Raw genomic sequence first — 17,519 nt, 5'->3', positions numbered from 1 at the left:
AGTCAGCGCCGCCGGCCTGCCCACCACAGGCAGAAGATAGTCAAGGCATAGAGGAAACGTCCGTGATCCCGGACACCGGTGCGGTGTTCGTCAAACACGTTTTCGACAGCGCTGGGCGACAGAAAGCCAGCCTCGCGAAATCCACTGTCGCGCCACAACTCCAACGCGTACTGGCTGAATTCCCCTGCAAACCAATCGTTCAGCGGAATGGCAAAGCCTCGCTTTGGCCTGTTAATGTAGCCTTCCGGCAACCATGGCTCGACCGCCTTCTTGACGATATACTTTCCGACTTTCCCTTTCATTTTCATGTCGGTGGGAACAGTCAGCGCCCAATCCACGAAGCTTGCGCCGAGCATTGGCACACGCACTTCCAACGAATGCGCCATGCTGGCGCGATCAACTTTGGTGAGCATCGCAGAAGGCAAGTTGAGCGCCAGATCTGCATGTACGAATTGCTCAAGTGCATTGGGAGAGATGGTGCGATCCGGATCCGGAAAGTATTCATCCCGCAGGCGTTCGAACGGGCGTGCATTCTTCACTTCGGCAAGAAAGGCTGGGTCGTAGACCCTCGCCCGCATCGCCGGGGATGTGATCTGCGTTCGTGCGAAGAACCGGCTGACACCGTCAGGCAGGGCAGCGCTACCCAAGGCGCGCTGGACTCGATGCAGGGCAGGATTCAGTGCCTTGATAGGCGTTGAGGGCAAATGAGATATTGTTTGCGCGAAATGGCGGGCGAACGCCGGCATGCGGCCGATGCGCTGCTCAGTGCGATGACGCTTGTACCCCATGAATAGTTCGTCACCGCCATCGCCCGACAGCACGACTTTTACCTGCTCTCGGGCGATCTGCGAAACATACCATGTCGGAATGGCGGAGGGATCGGCAAACGGCTCACCATAGGAGCGCTGAACGGCTGGAAGAATGTCGCGGGCATGTTTCAGATCGATGATCCGCGTCGTGTGCTGACAGCCAAGGTGATGGGCGACATTCTCTGCCGCAGGAGCCTCGTTAAAGCGCTCTATCGGAAAACCAATCGTGAAAGTTCGCACCGGTGCATCGCTTATCTTTCTCATCGCCGCAACAACGGCCGCTGAATCTATCCCTCCCGATAGAAACGCGCCCACTTCGACGTCGCTCAGCATGTGTCTTTCGACGGTCTTAAGCCACCGCTGTCGAAAGAGTTCGATCCACTCGTCTTCGGAACGATTTTCGGACGTATGATAACGCGGTTGCCAGAAAGCCGTTTCCGTTGCCGTACCTTCAGGTCCGATCTTCAGAAAATGGCCTGGGCGCAGGCTGTGAACCTGATCATAGATCGAACGCGGGGTCCGTATGTGACCGAAGCTGAAGAAATCATGGATGGCTCTGTGAGACACGTCGAAAGAGTGCCCGGGCAGCAGTTCCAGCGCGGGCAGTTCGGATGCAAAGGCGATGCCACCACCTTGTTCCGTCAGATACAGCGGCTTGATGCCGATGGGATCACGGGCGAGGGTAAGATAGCGATCGCGTCGATCCCAGATGGCTACTGCGAACATGCCTTCAAGACGCGTCCATGCTCCGTCACCCCATTGGCGATAGGCTGCCAGGATGGTTTCGGTGTCGCTATGGGTCCTGAAAGTATGGCCATGCGCTTCCAGCGATTGCCGCAGATCGAGGTGATTGTAGATTTCCCCATTGAACACGATGACATGCCGTTGATCGGGGCTTTCGATCGGCTGATGACCCTCGGCAACATCGATGATGCTCAGGCGGCGCATTCCCATGCCGAAATCGCCATCGACCAGAATACCTTCGTCGTCAGGGCCTCGATGCAGGATGGTGTCACATTGCGCCTTGATGATGGCGGGGGGGACGATGCCGCCGTCACGCCGATACCATCCCACAATGCCACACATTCGAACGTCCTTTGCGATGGAGCGCCACCGTGGCGACCCGGGGCAGATGCCTCAACCGGGCGAGTGTCACAAGGGCGCAGCTCAGCCGGGGCGTGGTTTTCCTAGAAACTCGACCAGGATATCCGCGGCTCTGCCGATCGCGCCTTCAAAAGCACCGAACGCGAAAGCGACAGCCTCTTCCTGAGCAGCGATTCGTTTGGCCTGAACATCGTATGCCCGATCAATGGCGGGAATTATTGTATCCAGAGTGTTTGCGACTTCGCCAAGATGCCACCCGGCGTAACGGGAGTCATCGGCCCATGAAACGGCGTGGGCATTGATGAATGCCACCGGTCTCGGGCGGGCAATGAACTCGTACAACTGGCTCGACATGTCACCGAGATAGATGTCGGCCGCCTGCGTGTAGCGCATGTTGAAAAGGTTGGGCGATCCAAGGTCGATGATAACATGATCGGGCGCGGCAAGGGAAAGAAAGTCGTGCTTCTCCAACGCCGACATCGCCCCCACAGCGCGGATATGAGGGGCGAATACAAGGTTGTAGCGATCTTGTTCACGGAAAAGCACGATCACGTCTCTGGCCATGCCAAGCGAGGATATGTCAGGATCGAAATGCGGATTATAGACCACGGTCGGCCTGTCGTTGTTAAACAGGCGATCGCTTGCCGGGGGGGCGTATCGCAGATAGTCTAGCTTCACGTAGCCGCCTATGGCCAGGCGCGAAGGCTCGATGCCCTGCGAGACAGCCCTTGCGATGTCCTTTTCGCCTGGCACGACGATAAGATCGAAGGCCGCAAGCCGCTTTTCGGACGAGGGAGCCCGATCGCCGGCGCCATGTCGAAAATGGATCAGTGGACGCCGCCAGCCCATTTTCCTCAACGCGGCCGATGTCCTTTCCGGCACGACAATGGCGCTCGCATGCCGCGTTCGATATCGAATGGTCGCCAGAACCGGTATCTTGATGGCTGATTGCCGACCGGAAATGCGTGCAGCAAACCGGGCAAACCAAGGTGGTCGGATCCGGGTGATAGCCATCGTGGGGGCAGACATTCGTGCTGCCACTTCCTGGAGAGCACTTTCTGATTCCGGATCGACACAGAGGCATTCGACGGCAAAGTCGATGTTTCGGCGGCTTATCTCGGCCGCCACCGGCGCCAGGTGATAGATATGCTGAGGGCCGCCGATGAACAGGAATACGATACGAGCCAAGGGTTGCATGGCGGGGACTTACACTCAAGGCGGATAGTCGCGCTAGTCATCTGGTCCTGCTGGCGCGAAAAGCCTGGCTGAGATCAAAAGACATTTCCCCGGCTCATCTCAAACAGTGTGGACACCGCAAGACGGATTAGAACATAATAGGAACATATCTCTGATTCGAGGCATTCCGTACAATGTTAGACTCGCTATCCAGCGCCGATCCTCCTCTGCCTCTTTGCAATGATTCAATCCCGAGGTTGTTGCGGGGGCAGTTGCACGAAGTCCATGCCGCCGCAGACGATTGGGCGGCAGGGATGGTTTTCAGCCTGTCCATGGCGGAGGCTGCCCCCGAACTGCCCATTCTGCTGCTGCGGGTACGCAAGAGCCGGCATCGAAGCGGTGACATGAGGATGGAGCCTTATGGGGAAGGCTGGGCGCCGCTTGGTCTTGATCCTTCGCGGCTGGTTGTCGTCGATGCATCTGATGATGCGGGCCTTTTGCGTGCGGGGCTGGATGCAGCGCGCTGTCCCGGATCGGCGGCGGTTCTCATGGAAAGTTGGGGGCGATTGCGTGAATACGATCTGGTCGCCAGTCGCCGCCTTATCCTAGCGGCAGAGGCTTCGCGCATTCCGATCGTTATCCTGCGCGGAGACGCGGAGCCTCGGTCTAGTGCGGCGCATACACGCTGGGCGGTGTCGAGCGCCCCGTCCTCTCCCCGCGAAGTGCTGGCTCCGGGCCCTCCGGCATTACTTGTCGAACTTCTCCGAAGGCGCGGTGGGCCGGGTGGCCTGCGCTGGCGGTTGGAATGGAACGAAGAGCATGGTGCTTTCAACGAACGACTCATCGACGATGCGCCATTTGAAATCGAAAACGACCAGCGTCGTGTCCCGCCGCTATCTGGCGCTGTGGTTTCCCTGGCTGCCATGCGAACGCGCGCAGCCTGATGCAGGCGATGTTCCCTATGCCTTGGTGAGGCGCGACGGTCAGGCGCTGCGGCTGGCGGCAGTCAGCGTTTCCGCGCATGGCCTGGGATTGTCGGCAGGCATGACGCTTGCCGATGCGCGGGCGCGTTGCCCTGAGCTTGCGACGCTTACGCACGATCCGCAGGCTGACGTTCGCGAACTGGATCGACTGGCACAGGCGATGATCGCGTTTACGCCTTTGGTGGCGCCGGACCCGCCGGATTGTTTGGTGCTGGACATTACGGGGTGCGCTCATCTGCTGGGCGGTGAGGAAGAACTGGTCGCCCGCGTGCTTGCTTCCACAAGATATACGGCCCGGCACGCACTGGCAGGCAATGCCGCTGCGGCGCGTGCGCTTGCTCGCTATGGAGGCAACGACGTTCTGGCGCTTCCCGTCGCAGCCCTGGAACTTGAAGCGGGCGGACTGGAAGGCTTGCGCCGCGCCGGGTTGAAGACCCTGGGCGACCTTGCCAGGCGGCCCATGGCGGGGCTGGCGGCGCGCTTCGGGGAAACAGCGGTCATGCGTCTTCGCGCCATTCTGGGGGAGATGGGCAGCCCCATCACTCCTTTGCGACCGGTAGAACCGATCCGATTGGAAACACGCTTTCCCGAGCCTCTTGCGCGTACGGATGATGCCCTGGACGTGGTGGAAGACCTGTTGGCGCAGGCTTGCCGGATCATGGAGCAGCGGCACCTTGGCGGGAGGCGCTTCATGGTGGTGCTTCACCGTACCGACACTATGCGTCCGCGCCTGACCGTTGAAACCGGGCAACCGGTGCGCGATCCCGCTGCGGTCATGCGCCTGCTGCGCGAGAGGATCGATACGCTCTCCGATCCGCTCGATCCCGGTTACGGCTTCGATGCGATCACGCTGACGGTGCTGCGGGCCGAACACCTGCCATCCCGACAGATCGCGCTGGAAGGTGGCAAGGAAGAAAGCGCCGATAGTGTCGCGGCGCTTGTCGACCGGCTGAGCGTGAGACTGGGCGAGGAGCGCGTCAGCCGACTGGTACCGTGCGACCGGCACCTGCCCGAGCGTGCGCAGACGATGGTTCCGGCATCGCACAACCATACTGGTCGATGGCCTGCGTCTGAGGGAAAACCGGTCCGCCCCTTGCTGCTCCTCGATCCGCCGCAGCCCGTTGATGTGATCGCTGGCGTTCCAGACAGTCCGCCCCAGCGTTTCCGCTGGAAGGGCGTGCTGCACGAAGTACGACTTGCGGAGGGGCCGGAGCGGATCGGTTCGGAATGGTGGCGTAAGCAGGGCGGCCATTTGCCCGGTGGTGCAGGGGAAACGCGGGACTATTACCGTATCGAAGATGCACAGGGCCGTCGCTTCTGGATCTTTCGCCACGGCCTGTTCACTGAAAAACCGGACCCTCGCTGGTATCTGCATGGCATGTTTCCATGACCGAGGTGGCTTCTTTTCCGTCGTTCGCGGAAGTGGTGGTGGCCACCAACTTCAGTTTCCTGCGCGGCGCTTCTTCCGGGCCTGAACTGGTTGCTTACTCGCAAGCAATGGGAATGACGGGCATCGGCATTGCTGATCGCAACACCGTTGCCGGGGTCGTGCGCGCCTTTTCGGCGTGGAGGGATATTGGTGGACCGGATAGCGGGCTGAAGCTGATCGTCGGCGCACGCATCGTCTTCGCGGATGGAACGCCGGATATCGTCGCCTATCCGATGACGCGGCATGGCTGGGGTCGCCTGACCAGACTGCTTACTTTGGGCAACCTCCGGACCAGCAAGGGCGAATGCGAGTTGCGCCTTGCCGATCTGCTGGACCATGCGCAGGATCTTGCGCTGATCGCGATGGACGGCGATGAGGCTCTGCTGAACACGTTGAGCGCCGCAGCGTCGCGACTATGGCTTGCCGTCACCATGCCGCGCGGCGGACAGGATGCGCGCCGTCTTGCGCGGCGCATGACCTTGGCGAACGCTGCTGGCGTCCCCCTCATTGCCACTAATGACGTCCTCTATGCCACGCCGGAAGACAGGCCGATGCAGGACGTGCTCACTTGCATCCGCGAAGGCCTTCGGGTGCAGACGGCCGGTCGGCGGCTTGCCGTCAATGCCGAACGCCACCTCAAGCCCCCGCAGGAAATGGCGCGACTGTTCAGGTCATGTCCCGAAGCACTGGCGGCGACACAGGACCTGCTGGATTGCATCGACTTCAAGCTAAGCGATCTTCGTTACGAATACCCCCATGAACCCGTACCGGATGGGTGGGAGCCGCAGGAGTGGCTGGAGCATCTGGCGCTGCAAGGCTCGATCAAATATTTTCCGAATGGCCTTGATCCTGAATACCACAAGACGCTGACGGAAGAATTTGAACTGATCCGCGAGAAGAAATACGCGTATTACTTTCTGACGGTACACGGCATCGTCCATTACGCTCGAAATCTTGATAAGCCGATTTTGTGTCAGGGGCGGGGTAGCGCAGCCAATTCATTGGTTTGCTATTTTCTAGGGATCACTCCTATCGATCCGGTGAAACAGAAACTGCTGTTTACCCGCTTCTTATCGACGGCGCGTGACGAGCCGCCCGATATCGACGTCGATTTCGAACATGAGCGGCGTGAGGAGGTGATCCAGCACATCTACGATCGCTATTCGCGCGAACGGGCGGGGATCGCCGCCACCGTCATTCGCTATCGCCAGCGCAGCGCCATTCGCGAAGTGGGCAAAGTGCTGGGCTTGAGCGAGGATGTGACCGCGCGCCTTTCAGGCACCGTCTGGGGCAGTTGGGGCGGGAGTGAACTGCCGGAGAAGCGACTGGTCGAGGCGGGCTTCGATCCGACTAACCCGCAAGTCGAACGCCTGCGCCATCTGGTGGACCGCCTGCTGGAATACCCGCGCCATCTTTCACAGCATGTCGGCGGTTTCGTACTCACTCAAGGCAGGCTGGACGAGATGGTGCCGGTCCATAACGGAGGCATGCCGGGTCGTACTTTCGTGGAGTGGGACAAGGACGATCTGGATACGCTGGGGCTGATGAAAGTCGATATTCTGGCGCTTGGTATGCTGACCGCGATCCGCAAGAGCTTCGATATTCTGCGCGATCACGGCCTTGCCGATCTGGCGCTGGAAAGCTTCGATGGAGAGGACGAGGCGACGTTCAAGATGCTCCAGAAGGGCGACAGCATCGGCACCTTTCAGGTGGAAAGCCGGGCGCAGATTTCGATGCTGCCCCGCATGAAGCCAACGAAGCTGTATGACCTTGTGATCCAAGTGGCGATCGTGCGTCCCGGGCCTATCCAGGGGGGTATGGTCCATCCCTATTTGCGACGACGTACAGGCGATGAGACAGTCGAGTATCCGGGGCCTGAAGGAGAAATGTACGATCTGCTGCACAAGACCCTGGGGGTGCCGTTATTCCAGGAGCAGGCAATGAGGCTGGCGATCACGGCCGCAGGTTTCAAGCCTGACGAAGCAGACCGCCTGCGCCGATCAATGGCGACGTTCCGCAGCAATGGAACGATCAAGCAGCATCAGGACGGTTTCGTGGATGGCATGATAAATCGCGGCTATCCTCGCGACTTTGCGGAGCGTTGCTTCGAGCAGATCCAAGGCTTCGGTGAGTACGGTTTTCCCGAAAGCCATGCCCAGGCGTTCGGCTGGCTTGCCTATGTGTCATCATGGCTGAAATGCCATTATCCGGCGGCTTTCACCTGCGCTTTGCTTAACAGTCAGCCGATGGGGTTTTACGCCCCGGCGCAACTCGTGGCCGATGCCCGCCAGCATGGGGTCACGGTCCTCCCGATCGATGTTAACGCCAGTGTCTGGGACAATGTGCTGGAAAGCGAGCACGTTCTACGGATTGGCCTTCGTCAGATCGGCGGCTTCCGGAAAGACTGGGCCAATATGCTTGAGCAAGTGCGCGAGAGCGGCCCGATAACTGGGCTCGAGGATGCCGCTCGCCGTGCGGACCTGCCTTCGCGTGCACTGCATCTGCTGGCTGATGCGGATGCGCTCGGTTCGCTGGGACAGAATAGGCGTGAGGCGGGATGGGAGGCGCGCCGCGTTCCATCCGCGCAATTGCCGCTTTTCGCCGCGCTTGATGCCCCCGAACTGGCAGCCGAACCGGAAGCAGAACTACCTGCGATGGACTTGTCGGAGGAAGTGGTCGCCGATTACCAGACGCAGCGCTTATCGCTCAAAGGCCATCCCATGCAGTTCCTGCGCGATCATTTCGCTGGCGAGGGAACGCGGACTTGCGCGCAGGTCAATGCCGCACGCGATGGCGAAAAGGTACGCGTCGCAGGCGTCGTCCTGATCCGCCAGCGCCCAGGGAAGGGCAACGCGATCTTCATCACGATCGAGGATGAAACCGGCATAGTCAACGCCTTGCTATGGGCGCGGGATTTTGAGCGGCAGCGGCGGGCGGTGATGGCATCGCGCCTGGTCACTCTGCAAGGAACGGCGCAGCGCAGCAAGGAAGACGTCATCCACCTTATCGTGGACACGGTGACTGATTGCAGTGACGTGCTCTCAAGCCTGTCGTCGGCTCCTCCGCTCAAGCTGGAACCGATGCCCGCCGATGCCGTGCGCAAGCCAATCTATAACAGCAATCGTGCGCCATCCCGGGGCCATCCCCGTAATGTTCGGATCCTGCCCCGCTCACGGGACTTCCATTAGCTGACCTTGGCTAACGCGCCGGTCAGGCAGCTCGGCGGTCGGGCAATACGTCACGAGGCTTGGTGCGTGGACGCGCGCGGCTCATCAGCACGTTACGCCGCTCAAGGTGACGGAGCGGAACGTACGGATCTTCGCGGGCAAGCGAGCGCCAGTGCTGGACCTTGAGAAGCAGGACCATGGCCCCCGCCACGGCGATGACGGATTGCCAGCGGATCGCATCGATGTTGCCTGCTATGCTTGCATGTCCCCATTCGATCAGTGTCACGAACAGGGCGAGCGCACCAATCATGTCCGATGCGCGGGTCCGTGGGGCCGATTGCAGCATCACTGCTGCAGTCAGGAACATCATCGCCGCAGCATTTGGCGGCGAACAGTCCAGCCATAAGATCGCAGCCGCCAGCCCTGCAAGGCACACGGGCAATGCAAGTCGTGCAACGGTCACGATGTGCCGGGGCGTTAGCCGAGGGAACTTCATGAGGCCGATTCTCGCAGCCAATTCTGAAGATCGCGTTTAAAAGGCTAAGAAACCGGGCGCGCAGATTGCAACCGCGCCACTTTTACGATGCGTTGCCAGATCCGCCGGGTAGGCGCGGCGCCAGCATCATGAAACAGGTCATACGTGAATTCCCGCCACCAATAGCGAGGGTCGCTGGAAAACAGATAGTGCCCCAGGTTCTTCAGTGTGGTCGCCATCGCGCGGTCTTCAAGTTCAACCCCGTCCTGCTCGCCGATCAGACTGGATCGGGCGATCTCCAGCAATTTGCGCGTGCGCCATTCCTTGCCGATAGCCGCAAAGCTAGGGCCGGGAAGAGCCGTCCCGTACAATTCATTGCACAGCAGCAGCGACGCCATGGTCATGTGATCGATGCCGTGCCGAGCGGCCTGCTGCGTCAAGCTATCGGGCAAGGTCGGATCCTGGCGGAGAGCGGCGGCAAGATCGGCAAGCCATTTCAGACGTGACCACGCATGCTCCGCGCCGTGCGCTACTAGATAAAGCGTCGCCAGTTCAGGGCGTAAAACGGGCAGGACGATCCCTCCCGCAAACGTCATGTCGATCGCGTCGTTCACCGTGACCCCACCCAGCAGGCGAGGATTCTGGAACAGCCGCCAATGCAGTTCTATCCCGGTGTCACTGTGATCGTAATCGAACGCCCAGTCCTTCCCATAGCGGGATACCGCCTCGAGCTGCTGCTTGTTGGCATCGATCGGCGGCTCACTTCGTTCGTAGCCCACCTGCGACAGCGCAGCGCTTGCGCGTTCAAGGTCCTGCCGGTGGATCAGCAAATCGATATCGATGCTGCTTCGAACACCCACCTCGCCGAAAATGCTCAAAGCAGATGGAGTGCCTTTGAGGATTGCAACGGCGATGCCCTTGTCACGCAACGCGTTGACGGCGGTCTTTGTCTGGATCAGCTGCCGAAACTGCTCTTCAGCGATTCCGATGGCTTCGTCGCGCAATTCCTGACGCCAAACGGCACCGACCATATCGTCACAATGAGCAAGCGCTCGCGCGACCAAGCCTGCCACATGATGCCGCCGGGTGAGCGTGAGCAGCAGTTGTGGGTCACGGATCATCTTGGCCGATTGGCGAATCCGGTCAATCGCAGCATCATCATGAGGCCAACGAGTGGCGTTGATTACAAAGGCAAACTCTGGACAGAAGCCAGCAGCTGGGGATGATGTCATGAAGTGCAGTTCGCCCAAAGCGCCTTGCGCCCTTCAGGCCATGTAGCGAGCAATGCGAATTCGTCAGGATCGGAATCACCCACTACCGGGAAGCGATCCGTTTCGATCCAGACATGCGCGCGCAGGGGGCGATTTGGGTTTTTGTCCGGCGTAACGCCATACAGCAGCGTGGAATCGATGCCCCGACGCCGCAGCATGATCTGCGCGGCAAGGCCCTGTTCGAAGCACTTGGCCCGGAACGGGCTGCGCTTGGCGGCGCGATCGACAGCCCAGGCCACCATCCAGGTTATGACTTCGCCCCGGTCGGCGATGGCAGGTGGTCGCCCAAATGGCCCGGCCGATGCGATCTGGCCGATCCATTTCAATGGCAGGAAACGCACAACAGGGGCGGCTAGAATTACCAGCACCAAGGCTTCACCAAACGCCCGGCGCTCTTCCCAATTGAAGCGTCCGAACTTGGTGCGCAGCGATGCTGGCGCGCCTTCACTCATCGATCGGCCCAGAGCCAAACGTCGATCGTGTCATGGGCGCCGTGAAGCTGAATGCTATCGCCGTCGCTTGCGTCGAACGGCTCAAGCGTATGGTACTGTGCACCGAAAGCACGCACCTCGTCACCGCGGGTCTCGTATGTGATCCCATCGGTTAGGTGAAAGCGCAGCCACTGCGAAATCCCGTCGACAGGGCCGGCGGTCAGGGAAACCGGAACGCTCACCCGTTCGGCACGGATCGGGTCAGGCCCGGAGACGTCGAAATCGAACAACGTAACAGGCTCACCACGCAGTTCGACTTTGTCGTCAGCCAAGGTGAAGTCCGAGCCGCGAAGTTCGTTGAACGGCGTCATGTCAATGCCATCGACCACACCCATGCGGTGGTTTTCGATTTCCAGGTTGGTGACCGGCGCCGCTATCAATTCAGCGCGGCATGGCAGTACAGGCGCGCCGGGCTTCACCAGTCGCAACTTCGCGTCCGCCAGCGTGGCGGCGCAGCCTGCACCGATGAAGTTGTTGGCCAGATTATCCCATAGCAGAACGTCAGCACGCTCGGCCAAGTCCCCACCAAGTTCCAGTTCGCGCGAATCGATTGGAAGCAAGGTAATGCGATCTGCATAGCCATTGAGCTTGATGATCTCGGCAGCTGCCCGGGCGACTTCCGGATCGCGCTCGCAGGCGATTACGTGCGTGGCACCAGCGCGGACCGCCAGCATGGCGAACACGCCGGTTCCGGCACCGATGTCCAGAACCACGCCACCATTGGCCAGCACTTTCTTCAGCGCGCGCTCATAGAGAGCGTGGCGCGGCGTATCCTGGACCATCGTGAAGTACCAGTTGCCGATACCCTCCGACATGATGGAGCGCGAAAGGGCCAGGGCTTCCCCATTGTTCGGTTCCAGCGCCAGCGCTTCACGGCATACTTCGCGGGCGCGCTCTATCTTGCCGTTGGCCATTAACAAGGTTCGAGCAAAGTTGATCATGGCAACGGCATTGCCATGTACCGAGGCTAGCAAAGCATCGACGGCGGCTTCCGTCATTTCAGGGATACGGACGGTAGGCGTCACAGATTGCTCCTAGCTATATGCCGCATGTGGCTTGCGGCAGAAATCGTCTGCAAGCAGGCGATACGGTAACGATTTTCGGCCTCGTCGCTGTCCCAGTCGTCCGAACCGTCTTCCGGCAGTTCCGCGATCATCTGGCGGATCTTGGCCGTATCCAGGAAGGCGGCGGTGGGATCGTATAGTTCCAGGCGCTCCATTTCCGCGATGAACGCAGCGCGATCTTCGCAGATCGCCTGTGCCCAGTCGGCGGATTGATAACCACGCTGGCGATTGTCGAGAACTTCAGGCGGAGCGCGATCGGCAAGAACGCGACGCAGGATAGCGCGGGGTTCGCCATCCCAGATCAGGCGCTCCACGGGGATCCGCAGAGCCAACTCTGTAAGTCTGCGATCGGCAGTTGGATCGCGCAGATCCAGTCCCCATTCGGCTAACATGGCCTTGTACTGATCACCGTCGCCGTTGGTGCGCAAGGCGATGAAGCGATATTGGACGCTGGTTATACCACGCTCACGCCCAAGGTCGTCGATCTTGGGAACAGGTTCACCAGCCTCAGCCGCAGCGTTGCAATGAGCCAGTGCGGCGTCATCGTACGCCCTGTTGGCGAGCAAAGTCATGTCGCGGTCGTTTTCGATTGTCTGGCCGGAAAGGCGCATGCCGATACGCCAGAGTTTGTTTGGCAACATGTCTTCGATCGTATTGAAGACGATACCGCGCCAACGCATCCACTTGCCGCGGACCAGGCCTTTGGCGATGCGGAACCAGGCGGCCAGGCGCTTTTGCCTGAACAATTCCCGCAACGCCCAAACACCCGATTCACTGATCGTCGTGTTGCCTGCCAACCCCATAAGCAAAACGCTGACCCCGTGGTCGCGGGCTGCGTCGTTGATTTCCTCGAACCAGGGGAGGTTGCACAAGTTCGTGACCGGAGAAGGGTAAAGCGACCGGGCGCGATCAAGCCTGGAGAGCGGGCCTCGCTGTGGTACAACCCTGATAAGGTCCATATTGGCGTGCATCGCTGCAGTCCGGCCCGCAAGGTGCGATTCGTCGGCAACGTGGCGCGACGCCATCGTCCGTAGCGAGCCGTTTCTCGGGGCTGCCACGAAAGCGGTAAGGCGCTCGCGATTCTCCGCAAGTGCCACGGCGGCAGTCGTAGCGACGGCTGTGCTGTCAAAACCGGAGCTTAGATGCGCGCCGACTTTACCGAGTGTTCTGCGCAAAGACGCAGACACCGCAGTATCAAGTGCCTTTGCGACGGCGTCTTCGTAGTCTGCCTGCGCGTTCAACAGCAAAGGCGACGTATCAGGCTTCCACCAAGCGGTTTCGCGCTCCTCGGCGGCGGTGACAACCACCTTGCAGCCGGGACGCACGACATTTATTCCGGTGTAGGCGCTGCGACCGGGCGCAAATGAATTCATGCGCAGGAACTGCCGATACTGAGCTACATCCGGCGCGCGGGGCACGTCGGGGTCAGCCAGCAGAATGTCAGGCATCGAAGCAGCGGCAAATCGGCCAGCATCGCTCCAGTAAAACAAGGGGCGTTCACCCAAGGCGTCGCGAGCAAGAACAAGTCTCTTGTCGCGCCTATCCCAGGCAATAATGGCAAAAACCCCATACAAACGGGAAAAAGCGTCTTCGCCCCAACGCTCAAGCGCAGCGGCGACAAGGCTGCTGTCGGACAAGGAATGCGCATCAACTTGCAGTTGCGCTGCCAAGTCGTCACGTTCGGTCAGGCGAACGTCGGCCGCTACAACCCAGCGTGACGCGTCATCGTCCAGGGGATCGTTGAGCCGATCTTCGGGGAGGAGCGGAAAAAGGCATTTGCCGAGCAAGACCGATCCGCCCGACCAGCAACGCCAAGGTTCCCGTCCATAGCGACGCGACGCAGTAGCGACCGGGCGTTCCAGATGGCTCGTGTCTGTCCCATCCCGGTTCCATATGACAGAAATCGCCGTCATTCATGCTGCTCCAGCAAAGCGTGCCAACGCAAAAAGGCTGAAAGGCAGCTTCACGTACGCGCAGGATTTCAGGCGCGGCTGATTAGGCCGACGTCCGCCAATTCGCGCAGGAGCGATAGCGTCTGCTCCTCGCATGTTTCGCGATCGACTTCATACATTTCGAGCAATTGGTCGCTGATGCTGGCCACAGTGCTCTTGTCATCAAGCAGTTTCCAGATTTGCGTAGCGACTTCATTCAGGCCGAAGCACACGCCTGCCTTGATATCGAGCGCCACCAGTTGCCCATCCACTTCGGCTGTGGCCGTGGTCGGGTTCTTAGTGAAAGTATCGGCACTCGTCGTCAAAACGCTCATCAGGTGGTCCTTCGTAGGGCGCAGCAGGTCAGGAAGGAAATCGGCTGCGCAGCCAAAGAGACTAACGCAGCCGATCTCAATTTTGGCTTAAGAGCCCATCATGCGGTTCGGACGAGTTGCGTCCGGAAGCATCGACATCATGGTGTTGCCTTCAGCATCAGCTGCGCCCATGCGGACAACAGCCGGACGCTGCCAAGCCATACGGCCGGTATTGTTGGAATTGGTCATTACGGGATAACCTTTCTTGGGAAAAAGCAACGCCCGAACTTGTTAAGATCAAACCAAAATTTGATACCTAAAAAGTACACTTGTTGCGGGATTGTATAGTAACAATACTTAGGTGTAATTCAATAAGAATCGCGCTGAACGGGCGCGCTTAAAGAATTTTCACAGTCTGGCGTTTGGCAGATGTCTTTCGCATGTTGTTCGATCAACACTGCTTCGCGTTGAAAATGTTCCATTCCCCATGTCCGCTCGACCCGGAAGATCGGCACTTGGGCAGCGAGCTGGACGGCGCTTGTAAGGTATGTGGGGGCTTGCCCAACAAGATCGCCTATTCGGCGGCGATAGATATTGGACGTTATGGCGTTCGCCGCATCCAGCCCTTTCAGCCGGTCGATCGAGAATTTGTCGTTCCGCGTTTCCTGCAAATGATAGATTGCAGCGATCGGCAGGGGATTGCGCGCCCGATCGGATGCCATCTCAAGTTCAAACTTGCCCTCGGCCCACGGGATACTGGAGGACGCCTGATCGCCCCGGCCCATGGTTTCCAACGCATCGCTCCAAAGACGCAAGCGCGGCATGCCTGGGTGCCCTACCGGGCGGCCTTCGGCCGTAAACGTCACGGCACAAACGTCGTCAGTAAGTAACGGACGGCCCCGCGATTCAAACCATGCGGCAAGGGTCGATTTTCCGGCACCTGAGTCACCGCAAAGAAGTACGGCGGCGTCTCCACATGCAAAGGCGTTACAATGCAGGGGCAGCACACCCCTCTGGTGCAGGACGGCGCCCATGATGGAGCCAGCCAGATACAGATCGACCTCTGCTACGCTTACGCCTGGGTAAGGATCGACTACGATCGATGTCCCGCCGCTAACACGGAAGCGGCCGACGTCTTCGACAGCAATCGTCAGGTCACTGCCATCGAGTGATACGTCAAGGTCGTCATTCGCCGTTTCCAGAATCGGAAGTTCGGCAACCGGAGCGAATGTCACGTGCACGTCGGGGTTGCGGTCAGCGTCGATCCGCGCGCTGCGCAAAGTGGCGACATCACGAGGCACGCTGACATCCAGCCCGAAGACGCGGTACGTGTGCATTGTCACTGTTCGATCGGTCTCATCGTGTCGAACACGGTGTTCAAAACGGCAAGTTCAGGCATGTCGAAGTGCGGAGCCCATGCGTTCGGTTCGATCAGGTTGGCGCAGCCCACCGGGTGATAATGCAGGAATGCCAGATGGCAGAAACCGCCATCAGGTATCGCATCGCGGTAATGCCACTGCGAGGAACCTGCAAACAGCAATGCCTCATTAGGGCGTAGCGTGTAGTCCTTGAACTTAATGGTCGAAAAATCTGTGTCCGCATATGCTTCTGCGTCTTCGGCTGTAGGCCACGGCAAAATGTCGCTGAAGGAGATCGGCCATTCGCAGCTTTGCGCCAGGCAAATGTCGAGTGTCCACTTTGCGGAAGGCGCATCCATATGCGGCGGGCAACGGCCAGCCCCGTGATAGAGGCTCAGGAAATTGTAACAAGGCTCTACCTCCTCGCCCGCCAGATCGCTGACCAGAGGAATAAGTTCGTCCTGAAGCGCCTTCAATACCGGCAAATTATGAAGAATATGCCGGCCAAACTCGTTATTTTCGTAGGATTTCAACGAAGCCTGAGGCACCATTGCGATCTTCGTCTTCAGTTCATCAAACCGTGCCTCGTCCAGCAAGGGGCTTACGTGGCCAACCTTGAAATCCGGAGACGTACGCAGGACATCGAACGCGGTGACGAACTCGCCAGCGCGCTCGGGCCGCACTATTTCGAGCATGCGCGATGCAGCCTCGAACTTCGCGAGGAACTGGCTGTCGTACCATGCAAAATTCGGGAGTTCATGAAGCACCTTCATGGCCACCATATACTGGCGTGCCACATCGGCGTCAGAAAGATCGATTGTTTGTAACATCATGCCGGTCCGACATCATCCACTGATTGACGGGAGCGGATTACAGGAACACATTGCTTGGCACCCGCGTTGATTTGATATCGCCGTATCATAAAGGCCGTGAAGTATGACTGTGAATGAGCCTGGAACGGAAGGCTCGAGGAGAGGAGCGCCCGACAAAGGTGTGTTCACGGATGATCGGTCCGGACCCACCCGCTATAGTGGTGCCGATCATCGTGCGGCGCCAACGTCGGTGGCAGGGTCGCGACCAGTCGGCAGCAAGCCCATTCTATGGAAGTGGTGGTTTATTGCCGCAGCTATCAGCGCGAGCATATGGGCCGGCTTGGTAGCACTCATAACCTGATATCCAGGCAGTCTCGGGATTGACCGACGCATCTCAGTAGCAACCGTGCGAGGCCAGAACCGCTGGTAGCGTGCGAAAGCATATGGCTACGTCGTAAGCCAGCGACTTGCGCATGGCATAGAACGCGTCAAGCCTCACGCGTTTGTCGTAGCTGACTTCGTTGCGTCCGCTGACCTGCCACAGGCCGGTCAAGCCAGGGCGCACCGAGCAATACGCTGAATAGCGCTGCCCGTAGCGTACGATCTCGCTTGGAACGATCGGCCGCGGACCGACAACACTCATGTGACCGGCCAAGACGTTGAGGAGCTGAGGAAGCTCGTCAAGGCTGGTTTTACGGAGCAATCGGCCGATCGGGGTGATCCGGGGGTCAAGGCGCAGTTTTTGGTCTTGCGCCCACTCCTTGCGAGCGTCTTCGGATGTCGCAAGCAGGTGATCCAGCCGGTCGCGGGCATCGACCACCATCGATCGGAATTTGAGGCACGGGAAATATCGACCGTCCCGCCCGACCCGCTGCTGAACAAATATCGCAGGTCCCGCGCTCGTAAATCGAATGGCGCAGACGATGACCAGAAATAATGGCAAAAACAACACCAGCGCCATCGCCGAACAGATAATGTCGAACGAGCGCATGGCCAACAGGTGTGCTTGAGAACTGGTCGACTGATACTTGGTGGACCGGGGGCTTATTATTCTAAAGCCTTGGCGATCCTGAGCATAGGAGATGTGATGCATCGTAGCTTCGACCCTCATGGTCTGCGCTTTTGCATTCTGCAT

15 protein-coding genes are annotated in these 17,519 nt (G+C 59.4%); 3 read left to right on the top strand and 12 right to left on the bottom strand.

The window, feature by feature from the left end; genetic code table 11:
• Positions 1–2 precede the first annotated feature (2 nt).
• Both asnB and ACZ1JM_RS11745 read right to left on the bottom strand, forming a co-directional pair.
• Entirely contained in the window at positions 3–1,895 is a 1,893-nt protein-coding gene (asnB, locus tag ACZ1JM_RS11750; protein WP_465134982.1) for an asparagine synthase (glutamine-hydrolyzing), read from the bottom strand.
• 81 nt (positions 1,896–1,976) lie between these two features.
• Positions 1,977–3,101, bottom strand: a complete 1,125-nt coding sequence (locus ACZ1JM_RS11745) for a hypothetical protein (protein ID WP_465134981.1) — start codon at positions 3,099–3,101, stop codon at positions 1,977–1,979.
• Positions 3,102–3,361: 260 nt separating this feature from the next.
• On the opposite strand from ACZ1JM_RS11745, the gene ACZ1JM_RS11740 reads away from it, so the two are divergent.
• Genes ACZ1JM_RS11740 through ACZ1JM_RS11730 form a run of 3 tightly spaced genes read left to right on the top strand, consistent with a single transcriptional unit; the run spans position 3,362 to position 8,689 of the window.
• Entirely contained in the window at positions 3,362–4,033 is a 672-nt protein-coding gene (locus tag ACZ1JM_RS11740; RefSeq protein ID WP_465134980.1) for an ImuA family protein, read from the top strand.
• Positions 3,939–5,462, top strand: a complete 1,524-nt coding sequence (locus tag ACZ1JM_RS11735) for a Y-family DNA polymerase (protein WP_465134979.1) — start codon at positions 3,939–3,941, stop codon at positions 5,460–5,462. Before ACZ1JM_RS11740 ends, ACZ1JM_RS11735 begins: the two co-directional genes overlap by 95 nt.
• On the top strand, positions 5,459–8,689 hold the full coding sequence (locus ACZ1JM_RS11730; protein WP_465134978.1) for an error-prone DNA polymerase: 3,231 nt from the start codon (positions 5,459–5,461) through the stop codon (positions 8,687–8,689). The genes ACZ1JM_RS11735 and ACZ1JM_RS11730 overlap by 4 nt, the downstream gene beginning before the upstream one ends.
• A gap of 22 nt (positions 8,690–8,711) precedes the next feature.
• Here the strand turns inward: ACZ1JM_RS11730 and ACZ1JM_RS11725 are convergent, their stop codons facing one another.
• The 10 genes from ACZ1JM_RS11725 to ACZ1JM_RS11680 form a co-directional block, all read right to left on the bottom strand.
• Positions 8,712–9,131: a hypothetical protein gene (locus ACZ1JM_RS11725; protein WP_465134977.1), complete on the bottom strand. Its 420-nt coding sequence runs from the start codon at positions 9,129–9,131 to the stop codon at positions 8,712–8,714.
• A gap of 77 nt (positions 9,132–9,208) precedes the next feature.
• Positions 9,209–10,264, bottom strand: a complete 1,056-nt coding sequence (locus ACZ1JM_RS11720; protein ID WP_465135049.1) for a nucleotidyltransferase domain-containing protein — start codon at positions 10,262–10,264, stop codon at positions 9,209–9,211.
• A gap of 107 nt (positions 10,265–10,371) precedes the next feature.
• Positions 10,372–10,866 (bottom strand): lasso peptide biosynthesis B2 protein, encoded by a 495-nt coding sequence (locus ACZ1JM_RS11715; protein ID WP_465134976.1) that lies wholly within the window; start codon positions 10,864–10,866, stop codon positions 10,372–10,374.
• A complete protein-coding gene (locus tag ACZ1JM_RS11710; RefSeq protein WP_465134975.1) occupies positions 10,863–11,930 on the bottom strand; it encodes a 50S ribosomal protein L11 methyltransferase in 1,068 nt (355 codons plus the stop codon). The genes ACZ1JM_RS11715 and ACZ1JM_RS11710 overlap by 4 nt, the downstream gene beginning before the upstream one ends.
• The gene (locus ACZ1JM_RS11705; RefSeq protein WP_465134974.1) at positions 11,927–13,882 is read right to left on the bottom strand and encodes an asparagine synthase-related protein; all 1,956 of its coding nucleotides are present in this window, start codon (positions 13,880–13,882) and stop codon (positions 11,927–11,929) included. The genes ACZ1JM_RS11710 and ACZ1JM_RS11705 overlap by 4 nt, the downstream gene beginning before the upstream one ends.
• A 68-nt stretch (positions 13,883–13,950) precedes the next feature.
• Positions 13,951–14,235, bottom strand: a complete 285-nt coding sequence (locus ACZ1JM_RS11700; protein ID WP_465134973.1) for a PqqD family protein — start codon at positions 14,233–14,235, stop codon at positions 13,951–13,953.
• Positions 14,236–14,322: 87 nt separating this feature from the next.
• A complete protein-coding gene (locus ACZ1JM_RS11695) occupies positions 14,323–14,463 on the bottom strand; it encodes a hypothetical protein (protein WP_465134972.1) in 141 nt (46 codons plus the stop codon).
• Between the two features lie 119 nt (positions 14,464–14,582).
• Positions 14,583–15,557: a hypothetical protein gene (locus tag ACZ1JM_RS11690; protein ID WP_465134971.1), complete on the bottom strand. Its 975-nt coding sequence runs from the start codon at positions 15,555–15,557 to the stop codon at positions 14,583–14,585.
• A complete protein-coding gene (locus tag ACZ1JM_RS11685) occupies positions 15,554–16,405 on the bottom strand; it encodes a hypothetical protein (RefSeq protein ID WP_465134970.1) in 852 nt (283 codons plus the stop codon). The genes ACZ1JM_RS11690 and ACZ1JM_RS11685 overlap by 4 nt, the downstream gene beginning before the upstream one ends.
• A gap of 373 nt (positions 16,406–16,778) precedes the next feature.
• Positions 16,779–17,375 carry a sugar transferase gene (locus ACZ1JM_RS11680; protein ID WP_465135048.1) on the bottom strand — a complete coding sequence of 199 codons (597 nt, stop codon included), beginning with the start codon at positions 17,373–17,375 and terminating at the stop codon, positions 16,779–16,781.
• Positions 17,376–17,519: the final 144 nt, after the last annotated feature.

The sequence above is a fragment of the Novosphingobium sp. BL-S-24 genome (assembly GCF_055521575.1).
This window is presented reverse-complemented; position numbering and strand designations above follow the sequence as displayed.

Coding starts and splice junctions, on each gene's coding strand:
- asnB (WP_465134982.1), bottom strand. CDS start 1,895: ATGTGTGGCATTGTGGGATGGTATCGGCGTGACGGCGGCATCGTCCCC.
- ACZ1JM_RS11735 (WP_465134979.1), top strand. CDS start 3,939: ATGCGCCATTTGAAATCGAAAACGACCAGCGTCGTGTCCCGCCGCTAT.
- ACZ1JM_RS11730 (WP_465134978.1), top strand. CDS start 5,459: ATGACCGAGGTGGCTTCTTTTCCGTCGTTCGCGGAAGTGGTGGTGGCC.
- ACZ1JM_RS11720 (WP_465135049.1), bottom strand. CDS start 10,264: ATGATCCGTGACCCACAACTGCTGCTCACGCTCACCCGGCGGCATCAT.
- ACZ1JM_RS11715 (WP_465134976.1), bottom strand. CDS start 10,866: ATGAGTGAAGGCGCGCCAGCATCGCTGCGCACCAAGTTCGGACGCTTC.
- ACZ1JM_RS11705 (WP_465134974.1), bottom strand. CDS start 13,882: ATGACGGCGATTTCTGTCATATGGAACCGGGATGGGACAGACACGAGC.
- ACZ1JM_RS11700 (WP_465134973.1), bottom strand. CDS start 14,235: ATGAGCGTTTTGACGACGAGTGCCGATACTTTCACTAAGAACCCGACC.
- ACZ1JM_RS11695 (WP_465134972.1), bottom strand. CDS start 14,463: ATGACCAATTCCAACAATACCGGCCGTATGGCTTGGCAGCGTCCGGCT.
- ACZ1JM_RS11685 (WP_465134970.1), bottom strand. CDS start 16,405: ATGATGTTACAAACAATCGATCTTTCTGACGCCGATGTGGCACGCCAG.
- ACZ1JM_RS11680 (WP_465135048.1), bottom strand. CDS start 17,375: ATGCGCTCGTTCGACATTATCTGTTCGGCGATGGCGCTGGTGTTGTTT.